Source organism: Lactococcus formosensis, from assembly GCF_018403745.1.
In the GTDB taxonomy this organism is placed as follows: domain Bacteria; phylum Bacillota; class Bacilli; order Lactobacillales; family Streptococcaceae; genus Lactococcus; species Lactococcus formosensis.
In genome coordinates, this window is the sequence record NZ_BOVP01000003.1 from 263,246 (window position 1) to 281,927 (window position 18,682).

Consider the following 18,682-nt stretch of genomic DNA (forward strand, 5'->3'; position numbering starts at 1 on the left):
TTTATGGATTTACTTATCGTTTTGGTCGGAGTATTGATCTTGCTTTTCTTGATTGGGAAAGCCAAGTTGAATACTTTTGTCTCCCTAGTTATTGTTTCCTTTATTGTTGCGATGCTTCTTGGGATTGATTTAGCAAAGATTCCAGCTTCTATTGAAACAGGTATTGGTGGGCAGCTCGGACACTTAGGAATTATCTTTGGGTTTGGAGCCATGCTTGGTCGCTTGGTTTCAGATGCCGGTGGTGCTTATCGAATTGCGCACACCTTGATTGACAAATTTGGGAATAAGAGGATTCAGCTTGCTGTTGTTTTAGCTTCCTTTATCATTGGGATCGCGCTTTTCTTTGAAGTCGGTATGGTTCTTTTGATTCCGATTATCTTTGCTATTGCTGCAGAACTCGCTATTCCGATCCTCTATTTGGGTATTCCAATGGTTGCAGCCCTATCTGTGGCTCATGGATTCCTCCCACCTCACCCTGGCCCTACAGCCATTGCAGGTGTTTACGGGGCAAATATGGGATTAGTTCTTCTTTATGGTTTTATTATTGCAGTGCCTACAGTTCTCATCGCGGGTCCTCTCTTTACAAAATTTGCGAAAAAGATGGTCCCAGATGCCTTCTCAAGAAAAGGCAATTTGTCAACAGTTGGAGAATATAAAGAGTTCAGACTTGAAGAAACGCCCTCTTTCTTGTCAGCAACGCTTACCTCACTTATGCCTGTACTTCTGATGGCCATTTCTACTTTATATGTGATGATTGCACATGGAGGCAAAACACCAAAAAATCCAAGTGCTCTAGATAATATAGTTGCTTTTATTGGTAGCCCGGATGTAGCAATGCTACTTTCACTACTTATTGCTATCTTTACAATGGGAATTTTCCGGAAGATTCCAATGAAGCGTTTAATGTCATCAGCTGAAGCTTCTATTAAACAAATTGCTATGATGCTCTTGATTATTGGTGGTGGTGGAGCCTTTAAACAAGTCCTTATTGATGGTGGAGTGGGTGACTCAGTTGCTCAAATCTTCCAAGGCAGCAGTCTGTCACCATTGATTTTAGCTTGGCTAATCGCTGTTGTTTTACGTTTGGCTTTAGGTTCTGCTACAGTGGCCGCTTTAACTGCAGCTGGACTCGTTTTACCGCTAATGGCAGCCACAGGTACAAATCCAGCTTTGTTAGTTATTGCTACAGGTGCAGGATCACTTTTCTTCAGTCATGTCAATGATGCAGGATTCTGGATGTTTAAAGAATATTTTAATCTCACAGTGAAAGAAACCTTACTGACCTGGTCGCTTTTAGAAACATTAATTGCCATTGTTGGGCTCGTTGGAGCACTTATATTAAATGTGTTTGTATAAGAAAAAAGCCATTAGAGAACTTCTAATGGCTTTTTTCTTACAAACTTTGTGTTTTAGAAACGACATCTTTATTTTTGATACTGGAAATCTTTTTAACCCCAAGTCCAGTAAAAGCGCTGATAAGAGAAAAGACAGGGGAGAACAAACTAAAGAAGACAAAAGGTAAGTAAGTCAGAGTTGGTACGCCGAAAGTACTGGCAACGAAACTCCCTGCAATTCCCCAAGGAATAAGGTAGTTGATGACTGTTCCGCCATCCTCAAGCGTACGTCCCAAGACAACGGGGTCAAGATTGGCTTTTTTGTAGACTTCTTTAAAGGCATTACCAGGAAGAATTACGGAAAGGAATTGCTCACCAATAAAGATATTGACCCCAATACTGGTAAATAAGGTCGTTGTGATTAAGCTCTTTGGTGAGGCAAGTTTATGTGCGACACGGTCCATGACTGTTGAAACAAGCCCCGTTTTCATGAGGAGCCCGCCAAGAGATAAGGTAAGAATGATGAGTGATACTGTTGGCATCATGCTTTCGATTCCGCCACGTGAAAGTAGGAGGTCAATTTCTTGATTTCCTGTTGCTGATTTAAAACCAGAATCAATCAATAAACCGAGGTCAGTAATTTTTGTATGTGGATTCTGAATAAATATCATCACTAAAGCAATACCAATATTCAAAAGAATAGTGAGGATAGCAGGGATTTTTTTCCACGCACAGACAAACATGAGGAGGATAGGAATGAAGGCCCAGCCAGAAATCGAAAAGTGAGCATGTAGAACTTTTGTGACTTCAGCAATCTTATCTAAGCTAGTCGCTTGATTGCTGACACCTAAAATGGCAAATAAGACTAAGGAAACCACAAATGCTGGAAGTGTTGACCACATGAGATTTTTGATGTGCTTAAATAAATCCGCATCAACAACGGCAGCAGTAAGGTTTGTTGATTCTGAAAGTGGAGACATTTTATCTCCAAAAACAGCACCAGAGACAATCGCCCCTACGATGAGCGCTGGATTGAGTCCGAGCGTTGCGCCGATACCAAAGAAAGCAATACCGATAGTTGACATCACAGTAAAGGCACTTCCTACGGCACTCCCTACAATCGCACAGACAATGAAGACTGAAGGTACAAACCATTTGACACTGATAATATTAAAGCCAAGAACCATCAGAGTAGGTATGATTCCAGCTTGAATCCATACAGCGATTAAAGAGCCCACTAAAATAAAGATAAATATTGGGATGATGCCGGGTTTTATTCCGGAGATAATGCCATCATGAATCGCATCAAAGGGCATACGTTTCACAGACATGTAAATCATGACAATACCGATAGCAAATAAAATAGCAATGTTTGGTGCAATCTTAAAGCCAATTACGGAAATGGCAATTGTTGCGATGACTAAAGTAAGCATGAGACAGGCTTCTATCATGCTGGGTTGTTTTATTTTTTTCATAGATTTTTCCTTGTAGATTAACTTGTGTTTTGTAATTGTTTATGAACCTTTGTTAAACAATATCGGATAATTCCTCCACAGGATAAATAACTTATGTTCTGTGAGCTCATATCTTTCCTCCTTTTGAAATAAAAAAATCACCCTCAGCTTAAGAAGCTAAGGGTGAATTTCTCCACGGTACCACCTTATTTTTAAAACAGCGAGTGTTTTTCTTTATAATTTCAATTATTATTTTTTCTCAGCTCATTTCAGTGTAATTCAACAAATAGTTCTGATCGGTTCGCAGCAACCACCGACTTTCTGAACAAGAAAACTATTTCCTACTGGGTTAAAATGTTTTTTAGCTTATGTACAAGAATATATTAATGTTTTTAATTTGTCAAAAATATTTACTCGAAGAATGGAAATATTCTGTATATTGATAATTATTTTATTTTTGAAACGGGAATCTGTTGTAAATTCTTGCAAAAAAATCAAGGATTTGCTATAATCACTATAACCTTTAAGTGTGTCCAGAGAGGCAGGCAAGGTCAGAATCTTGAATGAACTTAATTAAAGTATATTATAGAGTATTTTCTGATACCTTCCCTAGCCCTTGGACTAGGGAATTTTTCTATATTGGAGAGTTTTATGGCAAAAAAAGAAATCATTGATGAAATCACAATGAAACGTGCAATTACACGTATTACTTATGAAATTATTGAACGAAACAAAGAATTGGATAAACTTGTTCTTATCGGAATTAAAACACGTGGTGTATATTTGGCACAACGAATCCAAGAACGCTTGGCCCAATTGGAAAATATCGATATGCCTTTAGGTGAACTTGATACACGTCCATTCCGTGATGATAAGAAAGCGACAGAAGATACAACAGAAATTAACGTTGACATTACCGGTAAAGATATTGTCTTAGTAGACGATGTACTTTACACCGGTCGTACGATTCGTGCAGCAATTGATGGATTGGTTGATCGTGGGCGCCCTGCGCGTGTTCAGCTAGCAGTCTTAGTGGATCGTGGCCATCGTGAATTGCCAATTCGTGCGGACTACGTTGGAAAAAATATCCCCACATCCCAAGGTGAAGAAATTATCGTTAACATGTCAGAAGTTGATGGTGAAGATAGCATCTTAATCAAGAAAGAAGAGGCTTAATCGTGTCCAGCAATACAGATATTCTTTTAAAAGTTGACGAGAAACCGAAAGGTGGTCAATGGTTTGGCCTTTCTTTCCAGCATCTTTTTGCCATGTTTGGATCAACAGTTTTAGTGCCAATCCTTGTGGGTATAGATCCTGCGATTGCCCTGCTTAGTTCTGGTTTAGGAACTTTAGCACACATGTCGGTCACACGTTTTAAGGTCCCAGCCTATATGGGTTCGAGTTTTGCCTACATTGGAGCAATGCAGCTTCTGATGAAGCAAGGTGGGATGCCAGCAATTGCTCAAGGAGCTTTGACAGGTGGTTTAGTTTACCTGTTGGTAGCCATTATCGTTCGCTTTGCTGGGCAAGGCTGGATTGACCGAGTTTTACCGCCTATCGTCGTGGGTCCAATCGTTATGGTCATCGGTCTTTCCCTAGCGCCTGTAGCCATCAATGACTCCATGTATACTAATCCAGGAGCAATGACAGGATATAGTTTGCCTTTCTTAGCTATTTCTATGATTACTGTCATGGCAATCGTTATTTTCAGTATATATGGTAAAGGCTTCCTATCTGTGGTCCCTATCTTGCTCGGAATTGTTACCGGATATATCGCAGCTATCATCATCGGTAAAGTAACTGGTCAAAGCATTGTTGACTTTTCAAATGTTTCTCAAGCAAGTTGGCTCTCGCTTCCTACAATGGAAATACCATTCCTAAGTTATAAATGGGCCTTTTATCCGTCTGCAATCTTGACAATGGCACCTATCGCCTTTGTCACAATGACAGAGCACTTTGGACATATTATGGTTTTGAATTCCTTGACAGGCAAGGATTATTTTAAAGAACCAGGACTTGACCGTACTTTAGCAGGTGATGGGGTAGCACAAGTTATTGCTTCATTTATTGGTGCGCCACCAGTAACTTCATATGGTGAAAACATCGGTGTTATGGCTATTACGAAGATACATTCGATTTATGTTATCGCCGGTGCCGCTGTTCTTGCGGTAGTAGTCAGCTTCATTGGGAAATTGACAGCTTTGCTGACTTCCATCCCAAGTCCAGTTATCGGTGGAGCTTCCATCGCCCTCTTCGGGGTTATCGCTGCAAGTGGTTTGAAAATTATTGTTGAAAATAAAATCAACTTTGACATCAAACGTAACTTGTTAATTTCAAGTGTCGTACTGGTTATTGGTATCGGAGGTATGGTTCTTGATATCACGCAAAATCTACAAATTTCATCTGTAGCTATTGCAACAATTATTGGTATTGTGCTTAATCTGGTTTTACCGGAGGAAGCTTAATATAAGGGTTTGTTCTTAATAGACAAATCACAGTCGTTCATCAACATTTAAAAAAATCATGCTACAGAGAGAGCATGATTAGGGTAAAGGAGACCTATAATGTCAGTAACAAATGGTTTAGTTAGCTTGCCACATTTAACAAGCATGGAAGTTTTGTCAACAGAAGAAGTTATGGCTTTGATCAAACGTGCTTCAGAGTTTAAAAAGGGAACAGCAAAATTTGAAAATGATCGTCAAATTTTTACTTCTAATCTCTTCTTTGAAAACAGCACACGGACACATAACTCTTTCCATATCGCTGAACGTAAACTGGGCTTAGATGTGCTTGAGTTTGATGTTGGAACAAGTGCGTTGAGCAAAGGTGAGACACTGTATGATACAATTTTAACTTTAGACGCACTTGGCGTTGAAGTTTGTGTGATTCGCTCTTCTGAGGAGCATTACTACGATCAGTTGATTAATTCAGATAATATCCATTGTGCCATTGTAAATGGTGGTGATGGCAGTGGACAACATCCAAGCCAATGTCTGCTGGATTTGATGACGATTTACGAAGAGTTTGGAAAATTTGAAGGTTTAAAAATTGCCATCTCAGGCGATCTGACACACTCTCGTGTAGCTAAGTCTAATATGATGATGCTTCATAAATTAGGTGCTCAAATCTACTTCACGGGACCTGAAAAATGGTACAAGGAAGAAGAATTCGGAGCTTATGGTAGTTATGCGAATCTGGACGATATCTTGCCAGAACTTGATGTTCATATGTTACTACGTGTTCAGTATGAGCGCCATACAGCAGGAGATATTATTTCTAAAGAAGATTACCATGAACGCTATGGTTTAACCATAGATCGTGCAGAAAAACTGCGTGATACAGCTATTATTATGCACCCTGCGCCAGTAAACCGTGATGTTGAAATTGCGGATAGCTTAGTAGAATGTGCGAAAAGTCGTATCGTTCAACAAATGACCAACGGTGTTTATACCCGTATGGCTATTTTAGAAGCAGTATTACGCGACTAAGCGAAGAATTATTGGAGGAATCTATGAAGCGACTTTTAATATTAGAAGATGGAACCATTTTTGAAGGGCAAGCAATTGGTGCCAATACAGATATCACGGGAGAGCTTGTTTTTAGTACCGGAATGACGGGCTATCAAGAATCTATCACCGACCAATCTTATAATGGACAAATCTTGACCTTTACTTATCCATTGGTTGGAAACTACGGAGTTAACCGAGACGACTACGAATCGATTCACCCAAGCTGCAAGGCAGTTGTCGTGAGTGAAGCAGCACGCCGCCCATCAAACTGGCGTATGCAAATGTCACTGGATGAATTCTTGGAGGCTAAAAATATTCCTGGGATTTCAGGCATTGACACTCGTGCTCTTACAAAAATTATTCGTCAACATGGCACGATGAAGGCAGCTTTGGTTAATGCTAAAGATGAAATAGAGCACCAAATGAGTCAACTTAAAGCGACTGTTTTACCTAATAATCAAGTGGAAAAAAGCAGCACTTTAACAGCATACTCTTCCCCAAATACGGGAAGAAAAGTAGTTGTCGTTGACTTTGGACTCAAGCATTCAATTCTACGTGAATTATCAAAGAGACATTGTGATATTACAGTTGTACCCCACAATACGACTGCGGAAGAAATTTTAGAAATGAACCCAGATGGCGTCATGCTCACTAATGGACCTGGGGACCCGACAGATGTACCACAAGCTGTAACAATGATTCAACAGATTCAAGGTAAAGTTCCGATTTTTGGAATTTGCTTAGGACACCAACTCTTTAGTCTAGCAAATGGTGCAACAACCTATAAAATGAAGTTCGGCCATCGCGGCTTTAACCACGCTGTCAGAGAAATTGCAACAGGTCGAATTGATTTTACTAGCCAAAACCATGGTTATGCTGTATCCGCAGATGATCTACCAGAAGACCTTTTGGTTACGCATGTAGAAATAAATGATGCGTCCATTGAAGGAGTACGTCATAAGCGTTACCCAGCCTTTTCGGTTCAATTTCACCCAGATGCAGCACCTGGTCCACATGATGCAAGTTATTTATTTGATGATTTTATGGACATGATGGATGAATATTAAATTAAAAAACAGCTGAAAAGGCTGTTTTTTTAATAAGACATAAAGTTTAAGATTGTATTCTTTTATAAAAGTTGATATAATTTTATCTATAAAACAAAAAGGACATTTTTATGAAAATTTCTAAAACATATTCTATTACTCTGATCGCTTTAGGGGCCGCGATTATTGCAGTACTTTCTCCTTTGGCTATACCTGTGGGGATTGTACCCATAACACTTCAAACTTTAGCTATCGGGCTTATTGCAACGCTATTGCAGCCTCGTGAGAGCTTTTTTGCATTACTGATTTACCTCGTTTTAGGAGCAGTTGGTTTGCCCGTTTATGCAGGAGGAGCATCAGGGATTGGCGCTTTATTTGGTCCAACAGGCGGATTTTTATTCTCCTTTGTACTCGTAGCACCTCTCCTTTCGTACTTTTTACAGAAGACTGAACGTAAATTTTTCTCTATTTTATTGACAAATCTTCTAGCTCAGTTTTTAATCCTTGTATTAGGTACAGTGTGGTTGAAATTCTTTATCGCCGTTCCTTGGGGGACAGCTTTTGGTATTGGCTTTGCACCATTTATTTTGGGAGCAATTATCAAGGCGGTGATTGTTGCGGCAGTTGGAGTTGCGCTCCTTGATATTCTTTTCAAAACGAATCCTTACTTTTCCAAATAAAAATTTATAAAAACCTTCCAAAAATTTGGATGGTTTTTTAGGTAAAGAAGAGGGCTTTGTATTCACCCAGCTTTGTCTTATTTTCTAGTAGAATTAATATATAATTTTTATTATGGGAAATAAAATAATTCAATATTATCGGAAAAGTCTCATTGTACAGAAGAATAGGTCGCTTCCTATTTTCTTATTAAAGAACACAGGAGGAAAGTATGATCAAGTTTTACTATAGGCAAGGATGTGGCTCTAGCCAAAAAGCAATGTCATGGTTTGAAAAGTATAAAATAAATGTAGACTCGAAAAGAATTGGTGAAATTTCTAAGCAGGACTTGCAGAAAATATTGTCCTATATGGATGGAGGTCTCGAAACAATTACCAAACGGTCGAGCATGAGTAATCCACAGACACAAAACAGTTTAGAAATGCTTTTAGAAATGAATCTAGATGAAGGTTTAGAATACTTATCTCGAAATGCATATCTTCTTCGATCACCGATAGTTCTAGATGATAATAAAGTTCAAGTGGGTTATAACATGGATGACTTACGTCAATTTTTCCCAAGAGAATATCGCCGGTTAGAATTGTCTACAGATCAGGGATTTATCTAAACTCAAACGAATGTTTAGGGACAAATAGAAAATGAAAAAACTATGGAAAAAAGTAGAAGAAGGTATGGAATATTTTGTCTATGTCTTATTTATTATCATGTTTTCAATATTGTTAGGCTTTATTTGGCATATTATACCTTGGATATGGGTAAAATAAAAAAGAGACTCAACTGGAAGTCTCTTTTTTTATTACTTCTTGGAAGACTGTTTTATTAACGGTCTTTGAGTTTTCCGCAATCCGGTAAAGGACATTACGCTGTAGTAACTGTATCGTAGGGAGCAGTGATTGCCCATTTTTCAGATGCTTGCTGATCAGTTTATTAGGGTCAAAGTCAATATCATCAGGAGGAAAGGAAATTAAACTGGAGCCAGTATAGTCCTTTGTTGAGAGCATTCCGTCTTCTATGTGATAGGTTCTCGCTTGAGGTTGGCCATTGTCAAAAAAGGCAATCACAGCATTGTAAGCTACTTTTTTAGTTAGGGTGGAGCGTTTGTCTTTATAGCGAAGCAAAGCACTGAGAAGAAATCCCTGAGCTTCTAAGGGTGTGAGGTGCGGTTGGTAATGGAATTGTACCAGAATTTCTTCAGTTATTTTATGAAAACCTGTAACTCCGACTAAAAAGCCATTAGGGCTCACATAAAATTTTTTAAAATATGTACGAATGGCTTGTTCATTTTCGGTGATTTGCCCATCTGAAAGGACAGAAATAAAATCCTTAGTGAGTGCTAAATTAAGGAAGCTCATTTATTTTACAAACATCGCGTCGCCAAAGCTAAAGAAGCGATAGTGCTCGTCGATTGCATGTTGGTAAGCTTCGAGGATAAACTCTTGACCCGCAAAAGCAGCGACCAACATCACGAGAGTAGATTTTGGTAAATGGAAGTTAGTATTGAAAGCATCTACTACTTTCCATTGATAGCCAGGTTTAATAAAGATATCTGTCCAGCCAGAATCAGCTTGAATATCTCCATCAAATTTTGTTCCAATCGTCTCCAAGGTGCGGATAGAAGTTGTACCACAAGCAACCACACGATGTCCTGAAGCTTTAACAGCGCGAAGAGTTGCAGCAGCTTCTTCAGACAGTTGATAGAATTCGCTATGCATATGATGTTCTTCGATGTTATCAACGCTTACTGGTCGGAAAGTACCTAGCCCTACATGTAAGGTAAGTTCTACAACATGAACACCTTTAGCACGAATCTTGTCTAATAGCTCAGGTGTGTAGTGTAAGCCGGCCGTTGGGGCAGCTGCAGAACCGTTTTCTTTTGCAAAGACAGTTTGATAACGTTCTTGATCTTCAAGTTTTTCGTGGATATAAGGGGGAAGTGGCATTTCGCCTAAGCTTTCTAAAACTTCCAGGAAGATGCCATCATAACTAAACTCAACAATACGACCGCCATGTTCCAATTCTTCAACAACGGTTGCTTTTAAACGTCCATCACCAAAAGAAAGTTCTTGACCAATACGCATTCGTTTTGCAGGTTTAGCTAAAGTTTCCCACTGATCACCTTCAGTATTCTTAAGAAGGAGGAGCTCGACATGTCCTTGGGTTTCTGGCTTAACACCATAGAGACGTGCAGGAAGGACACGCGTATTATTGAGGACAAGTGCATCACCTGGGTTAAGCTCATCCACAATATCATAGAAGTGTTTATCTTCCATAGAATGGCTCTCTTTATCCAAGACTAAAAGGCGTGACTCAGAACGCTTTTCAAGAGGAGTTTGGGCGATAAGTTCTTCTGGCAAGTTAAAATCAAAATCATTAATATTCAAAATATATTTTCTACTACTTTCTAAAATTTGTAATTTATCTATATTTGGTCACTATCCCTGACAAGAGCATTTCAAAAGAGGAAAATGTCCTCTTTCATTAATGGCCGTTAATACAAAAATTTATAATAAAGATTTCTATTCTTATTTTGTAAATAGAGAATAGATAACAACAATATTATATCACAAAAGAAAAGCTTAGATTAATCCTGATTCCTTTAAAAATGTTCTTTGTTATTGTAGAAATTGCTCTCTTGAGTTAATAAATTAGATTATGTCATCACAATTTGAAAAAAATTTGATAAAATGTAGATTAGAAATTTCAGAGGTAGTTTAAGCACATATAAAATAATAAAACTACCAAAGTAGAGAGTTAAAGTATAAGTATCTCAGATGAATGTATTGGCTAAAATTGATACCACTAGAAAAAGTCCATTACGGAAAGTATATGGTGTTTTGCTTGTTATATCGACCTGTATTGTTTTAGTTTTGATAGGGACGGCGCTTTTAGGGTTTATTGATATTAATAGAGAACCTTTTGATTGGGTTCTGAATACCATTATTACTTTATATACAGTGGATTATTTGTGGCGTTTAAAACGCGTAAAGAATAAATGGCGTTTCTTTAAAATGAATATCTATGATTTGATTGCGATTTTACCCTTTACTTTTCTGTTTTCAATCTTAGGCTTAACTTCGTTTATTGGAATTGCTCAACTCTCGAAATTTGCTCTTGTCGGCCGCTTGATTGGGATGTTTGGCAAGTTTAATCGTTCTTCCAACCGTTTTCTAAATACGAATAGTTTTTATCAAGTATCTAACATTGCACTCGCCATTATTATGACGGATAGTTTTATCTTTTCACTTTCAGAAAAAATATCTTTTGGTGATGCAATTTGGTGGGCAATTGTTACGACAACAACCGTGGGGTACGGAGATTTTTATCCTAAAACATTCTTAGGAAAAGTCTCCGCAGCTATTTTAATGTTTTTAGGGATTGGTTTAATTGGTTACCTCACATCAACTATTACAAGTTATTTCACGAAAAAAATTGATCTTGAAGAAAAAAATCATGAATTACTTCAACTGGAAAAGATAGAGGCTTTGGAAAAAAAGATTGATCTACTCGTAAATAAAATAGAGAATATGGAAAAAACTAAGAAGCCGTGAAAATTTAATCCAAAGGAAAAATAAAAAGCTATCAGATTAAGATAGCTTTTTATTTTTATAGTTTAATCTTTGTTTTTGCAGTGAAAATAAGCGTCAAGTGTTCTTTTTAAAAATTCACGATCTTTCTCTTCAAGGATTTCCTTTTTATAGAAAAGGGCTTCATCGATCAGTCGATCAAGATTAAGAGAGAGCTTGTTTTTATAAGTGGTATCAATATCAGATTTTTCAACTCCCAAAATATCTGCCATTTTCTGAATTACACCTTGTGAAGGTGTGCTTCGCATATTAAGGTAATCTGATAAAGTAGAAGGAACAATCCCGATTTTAGAAGCAAAATCTTTCTGCTTTATACCGCTCATCTGAAGATACTTTTTTATATTAGCTGCGATAATAGCGCGATGTTCTTGAGTATCCATGCCTTTATTATAGCGTTAAATACAAACTCAATCAAGAAAAAAAGTTCAGGTCTGCCTTGATTATTCATTCACAACGTACTATAATTAAAATAATGTGTTAATTTATGTTCAAATTAAGAAATGAGGTCTTTATGCAACATAATTCTTTAAAAGGTTGGAGAGAAAAAGAAGGATTATCAAAGGAATTACTAGCAGATAAATTGGGTTTGACTATTGATGAACTCGAAGGTTTAGAAAAAGATTCTTCTCGAATTTCTAAAGAAACATTGGAAAGAATTCTTGCTTTATTTAATATTACTTATGATGAAATTATTCTAGGTAAGATAGAAAACCAATAAAAGTTATACGAATAAAATACGTTTTTAACGTATTTTACTGTTGATTAAATAAATGTTTTTAAAATTAGAAGATAGAAGTGCTAAAGGAGAATAAATTACAGGTGAAGGTGAGCAAAATAAAAGCCGAGTATTTGTCGAAGAAATTTGAGATGCTGCCGGTGAAAGATACACGGAACAAGGCAAAATCTTTAATAGGGGCAAATGAAAAAAGTCAGAAAGACTTTTGGGCTTTACGCAATGTAAGCTTTGAAATACATGAAGGAGAGTGCGTCGGAGTCATTGGTCTGAATGGTGCAGGAAAATCAACTCTCTCCAATATTATTAGTGGTCAAATTGCGCAAACTACAGGGCAAGTTGAAATAAATGGAGATGTTTCAATTATTGCGGCTAATGCAGGAATGCAGAACAATCTTTCTGGACGTGAAAATATCCGTCTGAAGGGCTTGATGGTCGGCATGAAAAATAAAGAAATAAAAGCCAAGATGCAGGATATTATTGATTTTTCTGAACTTGGCCCTTTTATTGACCAACCAGTTAAAACATACTCCTCTGGTATGAAGGCAAAACTAGGTTTCTCTATCATGGTTCATCAAGATCCAGACATTATGATTATTGATGAAGGACTTTCTGTTGGGGATAAAACCTTTGTTGACAAATCGAAAAAGAAAATGTTTGAATTCCGTGACCAAGGGAAAACAATCTTGATGGTTTCACACGATATGCGCACAGTTAAAGAATGGAGCGATCGTGTTATTTGGCTAAATTACGGTGAAGTCAAGGCATATGGAACACCAGAGGAAGTTATTCCTGAGTATGAAAAATTTGTCCACTGGTTTAAATCCCTATCGAAAAAAGAACAAGAAGCCTATAAACAAGAACAACGTCAAGCCCAATTTGACTACTCTGTTGAGGAGTTAAAAAAAGAAATTATTAGTCAAAGTTCTTCGAAAAGCCGACGCGTTAGCCGTGAAGTGACACAAAGATTAAAAAAGAAGAAAGACAATCACAAACTATCTTTTCTCTCAAAAATAGTGGTGGCACTTTGTATACTTGTTTTTCTTTGGATTACTCTTGTGTCTTTGAGCAACACGACTTTGAAAAAATCAGTCCAACATCCCGTAAAATTTTTCTCGCAAAACCTTTTTAAACCCAAGGATTTGTCTAGGAAAAATAAACAAAGTAATGAAACACCAGAGAGCTCTACAAGTACATCTTCAAGCTCAAGAAATGAAGATGTTGCTTCTCAATCTACTCCAGAACCAAGCACGAGTGAAAGTGTTGAAAGTACAGGCGAGGCTGACACAGCACCAAGTTCTTCAGAGGAAGCAACATATGTGATTCAAGCGGGGGAATCACTAGGAAGTATCGCTGAAAGTAAGGGAGTGACTGTGGATGCTATTCAGGCAGTTAATCCAGGGATAGATTTTGACGTCATCCGACCAGGTCAAACTATAAATTTACCAACAACAGCAGCAGATGCAACAACAGAGCAACCAGATGAAGGGGTAATTCAATAATGAAAGATGCTATTCTTTATCTTAAAGAACAGATTAAATATTTACCAATAGCTATTAATTTATCAAAATACAGTACCAAGAGCACCTCGATGCAAAATAAGTTTGGACGTGTATGGGAAATCTTGGATCCTTTAGTACAACTTGCTATCAACTATATTATATTTGGGGTACTGATGCAACGGTCCGCTCCAGATGGGCTTCCTCCACTTTCTTGGATGTTTATTGGTATGGGCGTGTATTCTTTCATGCAGCACGTTATTGTAACTGGAGCAAAAAGTGTTTCTACACAATTTAAAACAACAGCTAAAATGAAATTCCCTGTAAGTATTATGCCCACAGCATCAATGTTTGGCTTTTTAACAGAACTGTACATCATGGTGGGAATGGGCTTAATTATTGCAATGTTCTCAGGTTACTATCCATCAATGTATTGGTTGCAATTATTATACTACTTCCCTATGTTAATTATTTTTTCCTTAGCAATGTCGCTCTTATGTTCTTCAATCGAAGTAGTATTTCCTGATTTCAAATTCTTTTTGAATTATATCTTTAGATTTTTAATGTATGGATCAGGCGTAATTTTTTCATTGGATCATTTTAAAGTTATTCCCCAATTTTTACTTCAATCGCAATTGATTAATCCTTTCTATTATCTTATTGAAGGGTTCAGAGACGTGGCATTTGGAAGAACATGGTTTTGGGAAAAAGGAATGTATAACGTGAGTTTTATACTTCTCATGATTGTAATTTTAATCATTGGTTCAAACATGCACATGAAGATTAGAGATAGAATTTCAGATTATTTATAAGAGACTAAAAGGAAAAAGAAATGAACAGTAACACAAAGAAGTTTTCAATAATAATACCAATATATAATACAGGAAAATACTTACAATCAGCTATAAATAGTTTGGTTAATCAAACGTTAGACTTTAATAATAATGTCGAAATTATTCTCGTAAATGATGGAAGTACAGATAGAAGCGAGCAAATTTGTAGAAAAATTATCCAAACCTATCCTGATAATATTAAATATATATATAAAGAAAATGGAGGAGTTGCCTCAGCAAGAAATGTAGGAATACAAGCAGCAAAAGGAGAATGGATAGGTTTTTTGGACCCAGATGATACTTATAGTTTAAATACTTTGTCGGAATTGCAAAATAGAATCCTAAAATGGCCTAATATTAAGCTATTTAGTATACCTATGTTCACATTTGAAAGAGAAAAAAAATCTCATAGGTTAAACTACAAATTTGGGGAAGATAAAATTGTTGATATAGGTGTAGAGCCAGAAGCGATTCAACTTTCATCAGCATCTACTTTTGTTAATAAGTCTATTTTTAGAGACTTCCTGTTCCCAGAACAAATACCAGTTGGTGAAGATATGATTTTCAATAATAGAATTTTCTCCACATATCATCAGTATGGTTTATTAGCAAAACCAAGATACCATTATCGCAAACGATATGATAAAAGTTCAATAATGGATAATATTGAGGAATCAAAAGAGAGATATATCCCTTATATAAAAAATGCGATATTAAAAGAAATTCCTAGTTTACTTAATAATAATACATTATCGAATTATCATCAAAATGTATTTTTATATGAAATTTCTGGAAAAATTAAGCAAAAAGAAAGACCAAAACCTTTACTAAAAGATGGAGATTTTGAAAAGTATTTAAAATCTATATGGGAGGTTTTACAATATATTGATGGAGATACAATAATCTCTAGTAGATTTTTAGATACTCAGAGAAAATATGTTTTATTAGATTTTAAAAAAACAGGAAGACTTACTAAATTAAGTAATATTTTTAATCCAACTATTAATGAAACTCGTACGAATGTTCTGATAAAAAATGAACAAGGTAAAATATTAAAAAGTTTATCTAATGTCATGCTCAATGTTACTAACTTCAAGCCGTATAAAGGCAATTTACAAGTAATGGGATATTTTGAAACATTATTTGACTTCGAACAATTTGATGTTTATTTCGAAAATAATAAAAAAGAAAAAATAATGATCAATCTTTCAACTGATACGAAGGACAATTGTTATTTCATTGGTGAAGTTGTAAAGGAAATATTTAAATTCAAAGTTAACTTACCCTTGAATTTTCTCCATAAAAAAGTTTATTTGATAGTTAAAGATAGAAAATCGAATATTGCCAAAAAAATTCATTTAAACTTTATAGGTAGAAAATGTCGTATATTACGTGGAGTTCCTGGTAGTTATGTGACTCTGGAACAAAATATTGTTTACTATGAGAAAAATGAAAAAAGTTTAAAAATCACCAAAGACGAAGGAAAAAAAGAATACTTAGATTTGCTTTCAAACATATTTTTGGAAAAGTATAAATCTAATCGACGTCCTTGGAGTATAAGAGATATTAGAAATTTAGTACCTTATGTGAGGAAGGAATACGAAGGTAAAACTATAAATATTTTTATGGATCGAGTTCTGAAAGCTGATGATAATGCAGAAGCTCTTATCAAATATTTTGATTCTAAGAAGAATAAACAAGTATTAAATTATTTTATTTTAAGTCAGAATTCTCCAGATTTTGAAAGATTAACTAAAGAAGGAATCAATGTGATACCATATGGTAGTTTTGATCATTTAAAATTATTATTAGCTGCGGATAATTTAATTGTATCGCAAATGGCATGGGCTGTTGTTGAGCCTTTTCATGATCAGTACGGTGGGAATATAAAGGATTTATTCAAATATAATTTGATATTTTTACAGCATGGCGTCATTATGTGTGATGTATCACAAGTGCTTAAAAAAAGTAAAGTAGATGCAGATTTATTTGTTGCTACTGCGTACCCTGAAAAGAAAGAAATATCAAGAGAAGAATATGAATATTCTCAGGAAGAAATTATCTTAACAGGATTACCTCGTCATGATAATCTAACTAAAGAAAAAGGAAATTATATTGCTGTGATGCCTACATGGAGTAGGGATGTTGTATCTCAAAATAGAAAAAATGATTTACGCGAAGCAATTCCTAACTTTACTAAGACTGAGTATTATAAAAAATGGAATAATATTCTCAATGATAAACGATTACTATCAGCCGCAAAAGCAAAAGGATACGAAATAATTTTTATTCCGCATCCTGAAATCAGAGGAAGTGTTGAAATGTTTAATCTTGATAATGTACTATTAGCTGAATTTGATGCAAGATATGTAGATATTATTAATAATAGTAGCTGTGTAATTACTGATAGAAGTTCAGTGTTCATGGATTTTGGTTACGCAGGGAAAGAAGTATTTTATTATGGACCACATGATAATAATAATTATGACGATGGTTATTTTAATTTTGAAGAAGATGGATTTGGACCAGTATCTTATGATTTAAAAACTTTAGTGTCTCAGATTATACAGTCCATGGATAATGATTTTGAACTTAGTCATGAATATGTAGAAAGAAGAAATCGATTTTTTGCTTTTGACGATTCTAGAAATTCAGAGAGGGTTTATAACGAAATACAGGCGTTAGCATCATACAATAGAGAACCTCAAAAAGTAAAACAACATTCGTTGGCTAAGTTTTTTAAAAAGGTGATTAATAAATGAATAAGGTAACAAATATATCGGAGTTTGGAATAAGTATAGATGTAAAGGATACAACGGGGATATCATTTACTGCACGAAATAGAGAAAACGGAAAAGATATTGAAATTCCATTCAGAAAATTCGAGGATTCATACTATATTAGTTTTGCTGATTTAGAAGAGTGCTTAAATAGTAATCACAGAAAGGTGTTCTATGACTTTTTGTTGTGGGAAAATGGTGTATATGTTGAACGCATAGTAAATTCAAGGAAGGATGCAAGAGAAGTATCAAAAGTTATTGAAACAGTCGATAAAGTAACACAAATCAATAAAAAAGTAATAATTACACCCTTTAAGACTTCAAGGGATACGTTGGGTTGTGAAGTAATAACTGAGACAATCGATGAAAAAAGTTTTCAATCTGAGAACGGCATAGAAATTAATTATGTCGAAAAAATAATGAAAAATGGCTTAAAAAACAAACTAATTGTTACTTTTCCTTACAATTCCCCTGTTAATCCTAAAATAAAAAAAAGTGCTGCTTTTTATCAATATCAAAAGACGCTAAGTAATATTGGGGCTAGTAAGATATTTTTAAAAGACGGTGGAGGGAAAGTTGGTAATTGGTTTCTAGGATTTGGTAATTTTGATTATAGAGATGCGACTGTTGAATTTCTTGAAGCAAAGATTAAAGAACTTGAAATCAATAAAGAAGATGTTATTTTCTTTGGTGTAAGTAAGGGTGGTTATAATGCGATATTATTTGGTCTAATGCTAGGTATATCAAATGTAGTTGTATCTTCAGCAATTGGCAAGATATACTCATTTCTGGGGAATTGTAGCCAAAATTCTTACATTTTCCCCCAAGATATGAGTGGAAGCCAGAAAGAAATGTATGATAATTTAATTAGACAAGCAGCTATAAATACAACTAATAAGCCCAATATATATATTATAACGAATAAAAATGATGAATATTATACCCCACATATACCATATCTGAAGGAAGTTTTTGAGGAAAATAATATACCGCATCAAATTTATCATAATCCTAATCCAGAAATAACTCGGCATGGTTTAATATATAAAAAATCACGCAATGAGATTTATAATTTACTTTTTAGTTTAATTTGTGATGAAAATTCAATAAAGAAGATTGAGTAGTCTTTCTGTACTTTGATAATTAAAATCACTAACTAGAGATCAAAAAGTTGTTATTGATATTGAATGGTTTTGATATATATTTTTCTTTAAGAATATTATTTTTAACTC

At 35.5% G+C, this 18,682-nt stretch carries 17 protein-coding genes; 13 read left to right on the plus strand and 4 right to left on the minus strand.

The genetic code is table 11. The features are described from left to right. Positions 1–3 precede the first annotated feature (3 nt). Positions 4–1,356: a gluconate:H+ symporter gene (locus tag KJS37_RS04690; RefSeq protein WP_213496099.1), complete on the plus strand. Its 1,353-nt coding sequence runs from the start codon at positions 4–6 to the stop codon at positions 1,354–1,356. A 37-nt stretch (positions 1,357–1,393) separates the two neighbouring features. Here the strand turns inward: KJS37_RS04690 and nhaC are convergent, their stop codons facing one another. After that, entirely contained in the window at positions 1,394–2,809 is a 1,416-nt protein-coding gene (gene nhaC / locus KJS37_RS04695; RefSeq protein ID WP_096369342.1) for a Na+/H+ antiporter NhaC, read from the minus strand. Positions 2,810–3,439: 630 nt separating this feature from the next. Between nhaC and pyrR the strand changes: the two genes are divergently transcribed. From pyrR to KJS37_RS04725, 6 genes are all read left to right on the plus strand, one after another. Next, on the plus strand, positions 3,440–3,964 hold the full coding sequence (gene pyrR, locus KJS37_RS04700; RefSeq protein WP_004256286.1) for a bifunctional pyr operon transcriptional regulator/uracil phosphoribosyltransferase PyrR: 525 nt from the start codon (positions 3,440–3,442) through the stop codon (positions 3,962–3,964). Between the two features lie 2 nt (positions 3,965–3,966). Next, positions 3,967–5,253, plus strand: a complete 1,287-nt coding sequence (locus tag KJS37_RS04705; protein ID WP_017369180.1) for a uracil-xanthine permease family protein — start codon at positions 3,967–3,969, stop codon at positions 5,251–5,253. Between the two features lie 99 nt (positions 5,254–5,352). Next, positions 5,353–6,276 carry an aspartate carbamoyltransferase catalytic subunit gene (locus tag KJS37_RS04710; RefSeq protein ID WP_165711509.1) on the plus strand — a complete coding sequence of 308 codons (924 nt, stop codon included), beginning with the start codon at positions 5,353–5,355 and terminating at the stop codon, positions 6,274–6,276. A 23-nt stretch (positions 6,277–6,299) separates the two neighbouring features. Continuing rightward, a complete protein-coding gene (locus KJS37_RS04715; RefSeq protein ID WP_046400990.1) occupies positions 6,300–7,364 on the plus strand; it encodes a carbamoyl phosphate synthase small subunit in 1,065 nt (354 codons plus the stop codon). Positions 7,365–7,474: 110 nt separating this feature from the next. Then, positions 7,475–8,023 carry a biotin transporter BioY gene (locus tag KJS37_RS04720; RefSeq protein ID WP_165711508.1) on the plus strand — a complete coding sequence of 183 codons (549 nt, stop codon included), beginning with the start codon at positions 7,475–7,477 and terminating at the stop codon, positions 8,021–8,023. Between the two features lie 209 nt (positions 8,024–8,232). Further along, the gene (locus KJS37_RS04725) at positions 8,233–8,628 is read left to right on the plus strand and encodes an ArsC/Spx/MgsR family protein (RefSeq protein ID WP_017369176.1); all 396 of its coding nucleotides are present in this window, start codon (positions 8,233–8,235) and stop codon (positions 8,626–8,628) included. A 166-nt stretch (positions 8,629–8,794) separates the two neighbouring features. On the opposite strand, the gene KJS37_RS04730 is transcribed toward KJS37_RS04725, so the two are convergent. Continuing rightward, on the minus strand, positions 8,795–9,373 hold the full coding sequence (locus KJS37_RS04730; RefSeq protein ID WP_165711507.1) for a hypothetical protein: 579 nt from the start codon (positions 9,371–9,373) through the stop codon (positions 8,795–8,797). After that, positions 9,374–10,402, minus strand: a complete 1,029-nt coding sequence (gene queA, locus KJS37_RS04735) for a tRNA preQ1(34) S-adenosylmethionine ribosyltransferase-isomerase QueA (RefSeq protein ID WP_213481756.1) — start codon at positions 10,400–10,402, stop codon at positions 9,374–9,376. It lies immediately after the preceding gene. Between the two features lie 390 nt (positions 10,403–10,792). On the opposite strand from queA, the gene KJS37_RS04740 reads away from it, so the two are divergent. Further along, complete coding sequence (locus tag KJS37_RS04740; RefSeq protein WP_017369173.1) at positions 10,793–11,569, plus strand: potassium channel family protein; 777 nt, start codon at positions 10,793–10,795, stop codon at positions 11,567–11,569. Positions 11,570–11,631: 62 nt separating this feature from the next. Here the strand turns inward: KJS37_RS04740 and KJS37_RS04745 are convergent, their stop codons facing one another. Beyond that, positions 11,632–11,985 carry a helix-turn-helix domain-containing protein gene (locus tag KJS37_RS04745; RefSeq protein ID WP_213496101.1) on the minus strand — a complete coding sequence of 118 codons (354 nt, stop codon included), beginning with the start codon at positions 11,983–11,985 and terminating at the stop codon, positions 11,632–11,634. 131 nt (positions 11,986–12,116) lie between these two features. On the opposite strand from KJS37_RS04745, the gene KJS37_RS04750 reads away from it, so the two are divergent. The 5 genes from KJS37_RS04750 to KJS37_RS04770 all read left to right on the plus strand — a co-directional run bounded on the left by KJS37_RS04750 (position 12,117) and on the right by KJS37_RS04770 (position 18,574). After that, positions 12,117–12,323: a helix-turn-helix domain-containing protein gene (locus KJS37_RS04750; protein WP_017369171.1), complete on the plus strand. Its 207-nt coding sequence runs from the start codon at positions 12,117–12,119 to the stop codon at positions 12,321–12,323. 101 nt (positions 12,324–12,424) lie between these two features. Continuing rightward, positions 12,425–13,840 carry an ATP-binding cassette domain-containing protein gene (locus KJS37_RS04755; protein WP_213496103.1) on the plus strand — a complete coding sequence of 472 codons (1,416 nt, stop codon included), beginning with the start codon at positions 12,425–12,427 and terminating at the stop codon, positions 13,838–13,840. Beyond that, the gene (locus KJS37_RS04760) at positions 13,840–14,649 is read left to right on the plus strand and encodes an ABC transporter permease (RefSeq protein ID WP_213496105.1); all 810 of its coding nucleotides are present in this window, start codon (positions 13,840–13,842) and stop codon (positions 14,647–14,649) included. Before KJS37_RS04755 ends, KJS37_RS04760 begins: the two co-directional genes overlap by 1 nt. A 20-nt stretch (positions 14,650–14,669) precedes the next feature. After that, positions 14,670–17,432, plus strand: a complete 2,763-nt coding sequence (locus KJS37_RS04765; RefSeq protein WP_213496107.1) for a bifunctional glycosyltransferase/CDP-glycerol:glycerophosphate glycerophosphotransferase — start codon at positions 14,670–14,672, stop codon at positions 17,430–17,432. Next, complete coding sequence (locus tag KJS37_RS04770; RefSeq protein WP_213496109.1) at positions 17,429–18,574, plus strand: hypothetical protein; 1,146 nt, start codon at positions 17,429–17,431, stop codon at positions 18,572–18,574. The genes KJS37_RS04765 and KJS37_RS04770 overlap by 4 nt, the downstream gene beginning before the upstream one ends. Positions 18,575–18,682: the final 108 nt, after the last annotated feature.

Excerpts from the sequence above, each read along its gene's own strand:
- KJS37_RS04690 (WP_213496099.1), top strand. The coding sequence starts at position 4 with ATGGATTTACTTATCGTTTTGGTCGGAGTATTGATCTTGCTTTTCTTG.
- nhaC (WP_096369342.1), bottom strand. The coding sequence starts at position 2,809 with ATGAAAAAAATAAAACAACCCAGCATGATAGAAGCCTGTCTCATGCTT.
- pyrR (WP_004256286.1), top strand. The coding sequence starts at position 3,440 with ATGGCAAAAAAAGAAATCATTGATGAAATCACAATGAAACGTGCAATT.
- KJS37_RS04710 (WP_165711509.1), top strand. The coding sequence starts at position 5,353 with ATGTCAGTAACAAATGGTTTAGTTAGCTTGCCACATTTAACAAGCATG.
- KJS37_RS04715 (WP_046400990.1), top strand. The coding sequence starts at position 6,300 with ATGAAGCGACTTTTAATATTAGAAGATGGAACCATTTTTGAAGGGCAA.
- KJS37_RS04720 (WP_165711508.1), top strand. The coding sequence starts at position 7,475 with ATGAAAATTTCTAAAACATATTCTATTACTCTGATCGCTTTAGGGGCC.
- KJS37_RS04725 (WP_017369176.1), top strand. The coding sequence starts at position 8,233 with ATGATCAAGTTTTACTATAGGCAAGGATGTGGCTCTAGCCAAAAAGCA.
- KJS37_RS04730 (WP_165711507.1), bottom strand. The coding sequence starts at position 9,373 with ATGAGCTTCCTTAATTTAGCACTCACTAAGGATTTTATTTCTGTCCTT.
- KJS37_RS04740 (WP_017369173.1), top strand. The coding sequence starts at position 10,793 with ATGAATGTATTGGCTAAAATTGATACCACTAGAAAAAGTCCATTACGG.
- KJS37_RS04745 (WP_213496101.1), bottom strand. The coding sequence starts at position 11,985 with ATGGATACTCAAGAACATCGCGCTATTATCGCAGCTAATATAAAAAAG.
- KJS37_RS04750 (WP_017369171.1), top strand. The coding sequence starts at position 12,117 with ATGCAACATAATTCTTTAAAAGGTTGGAGAGAAAAAGAAGGATTATCA.
- KJS37_RS04760 (WP_213496105.1), top strand. The coding sequence starts at position 13,840 with ATGAAAGATGCTATTCTTTATCTTAAAGAACAGATTAAATATTTACCA.
- KJS37_RS04765 (WP_213496107.1), top strand. The coding sequence starts at position 14,670 with ATGAACAGTAACACAAAGAAGTTTTCAATAATAATACCAATATATAAT.
- KJS37_RS04770 (WP_213496109.1), top strand. The coding sequence starts at position 17,429 with ATGAATAAGGTAACAAATATATCGGAGTTTGGAATAAGTATAGATGTA.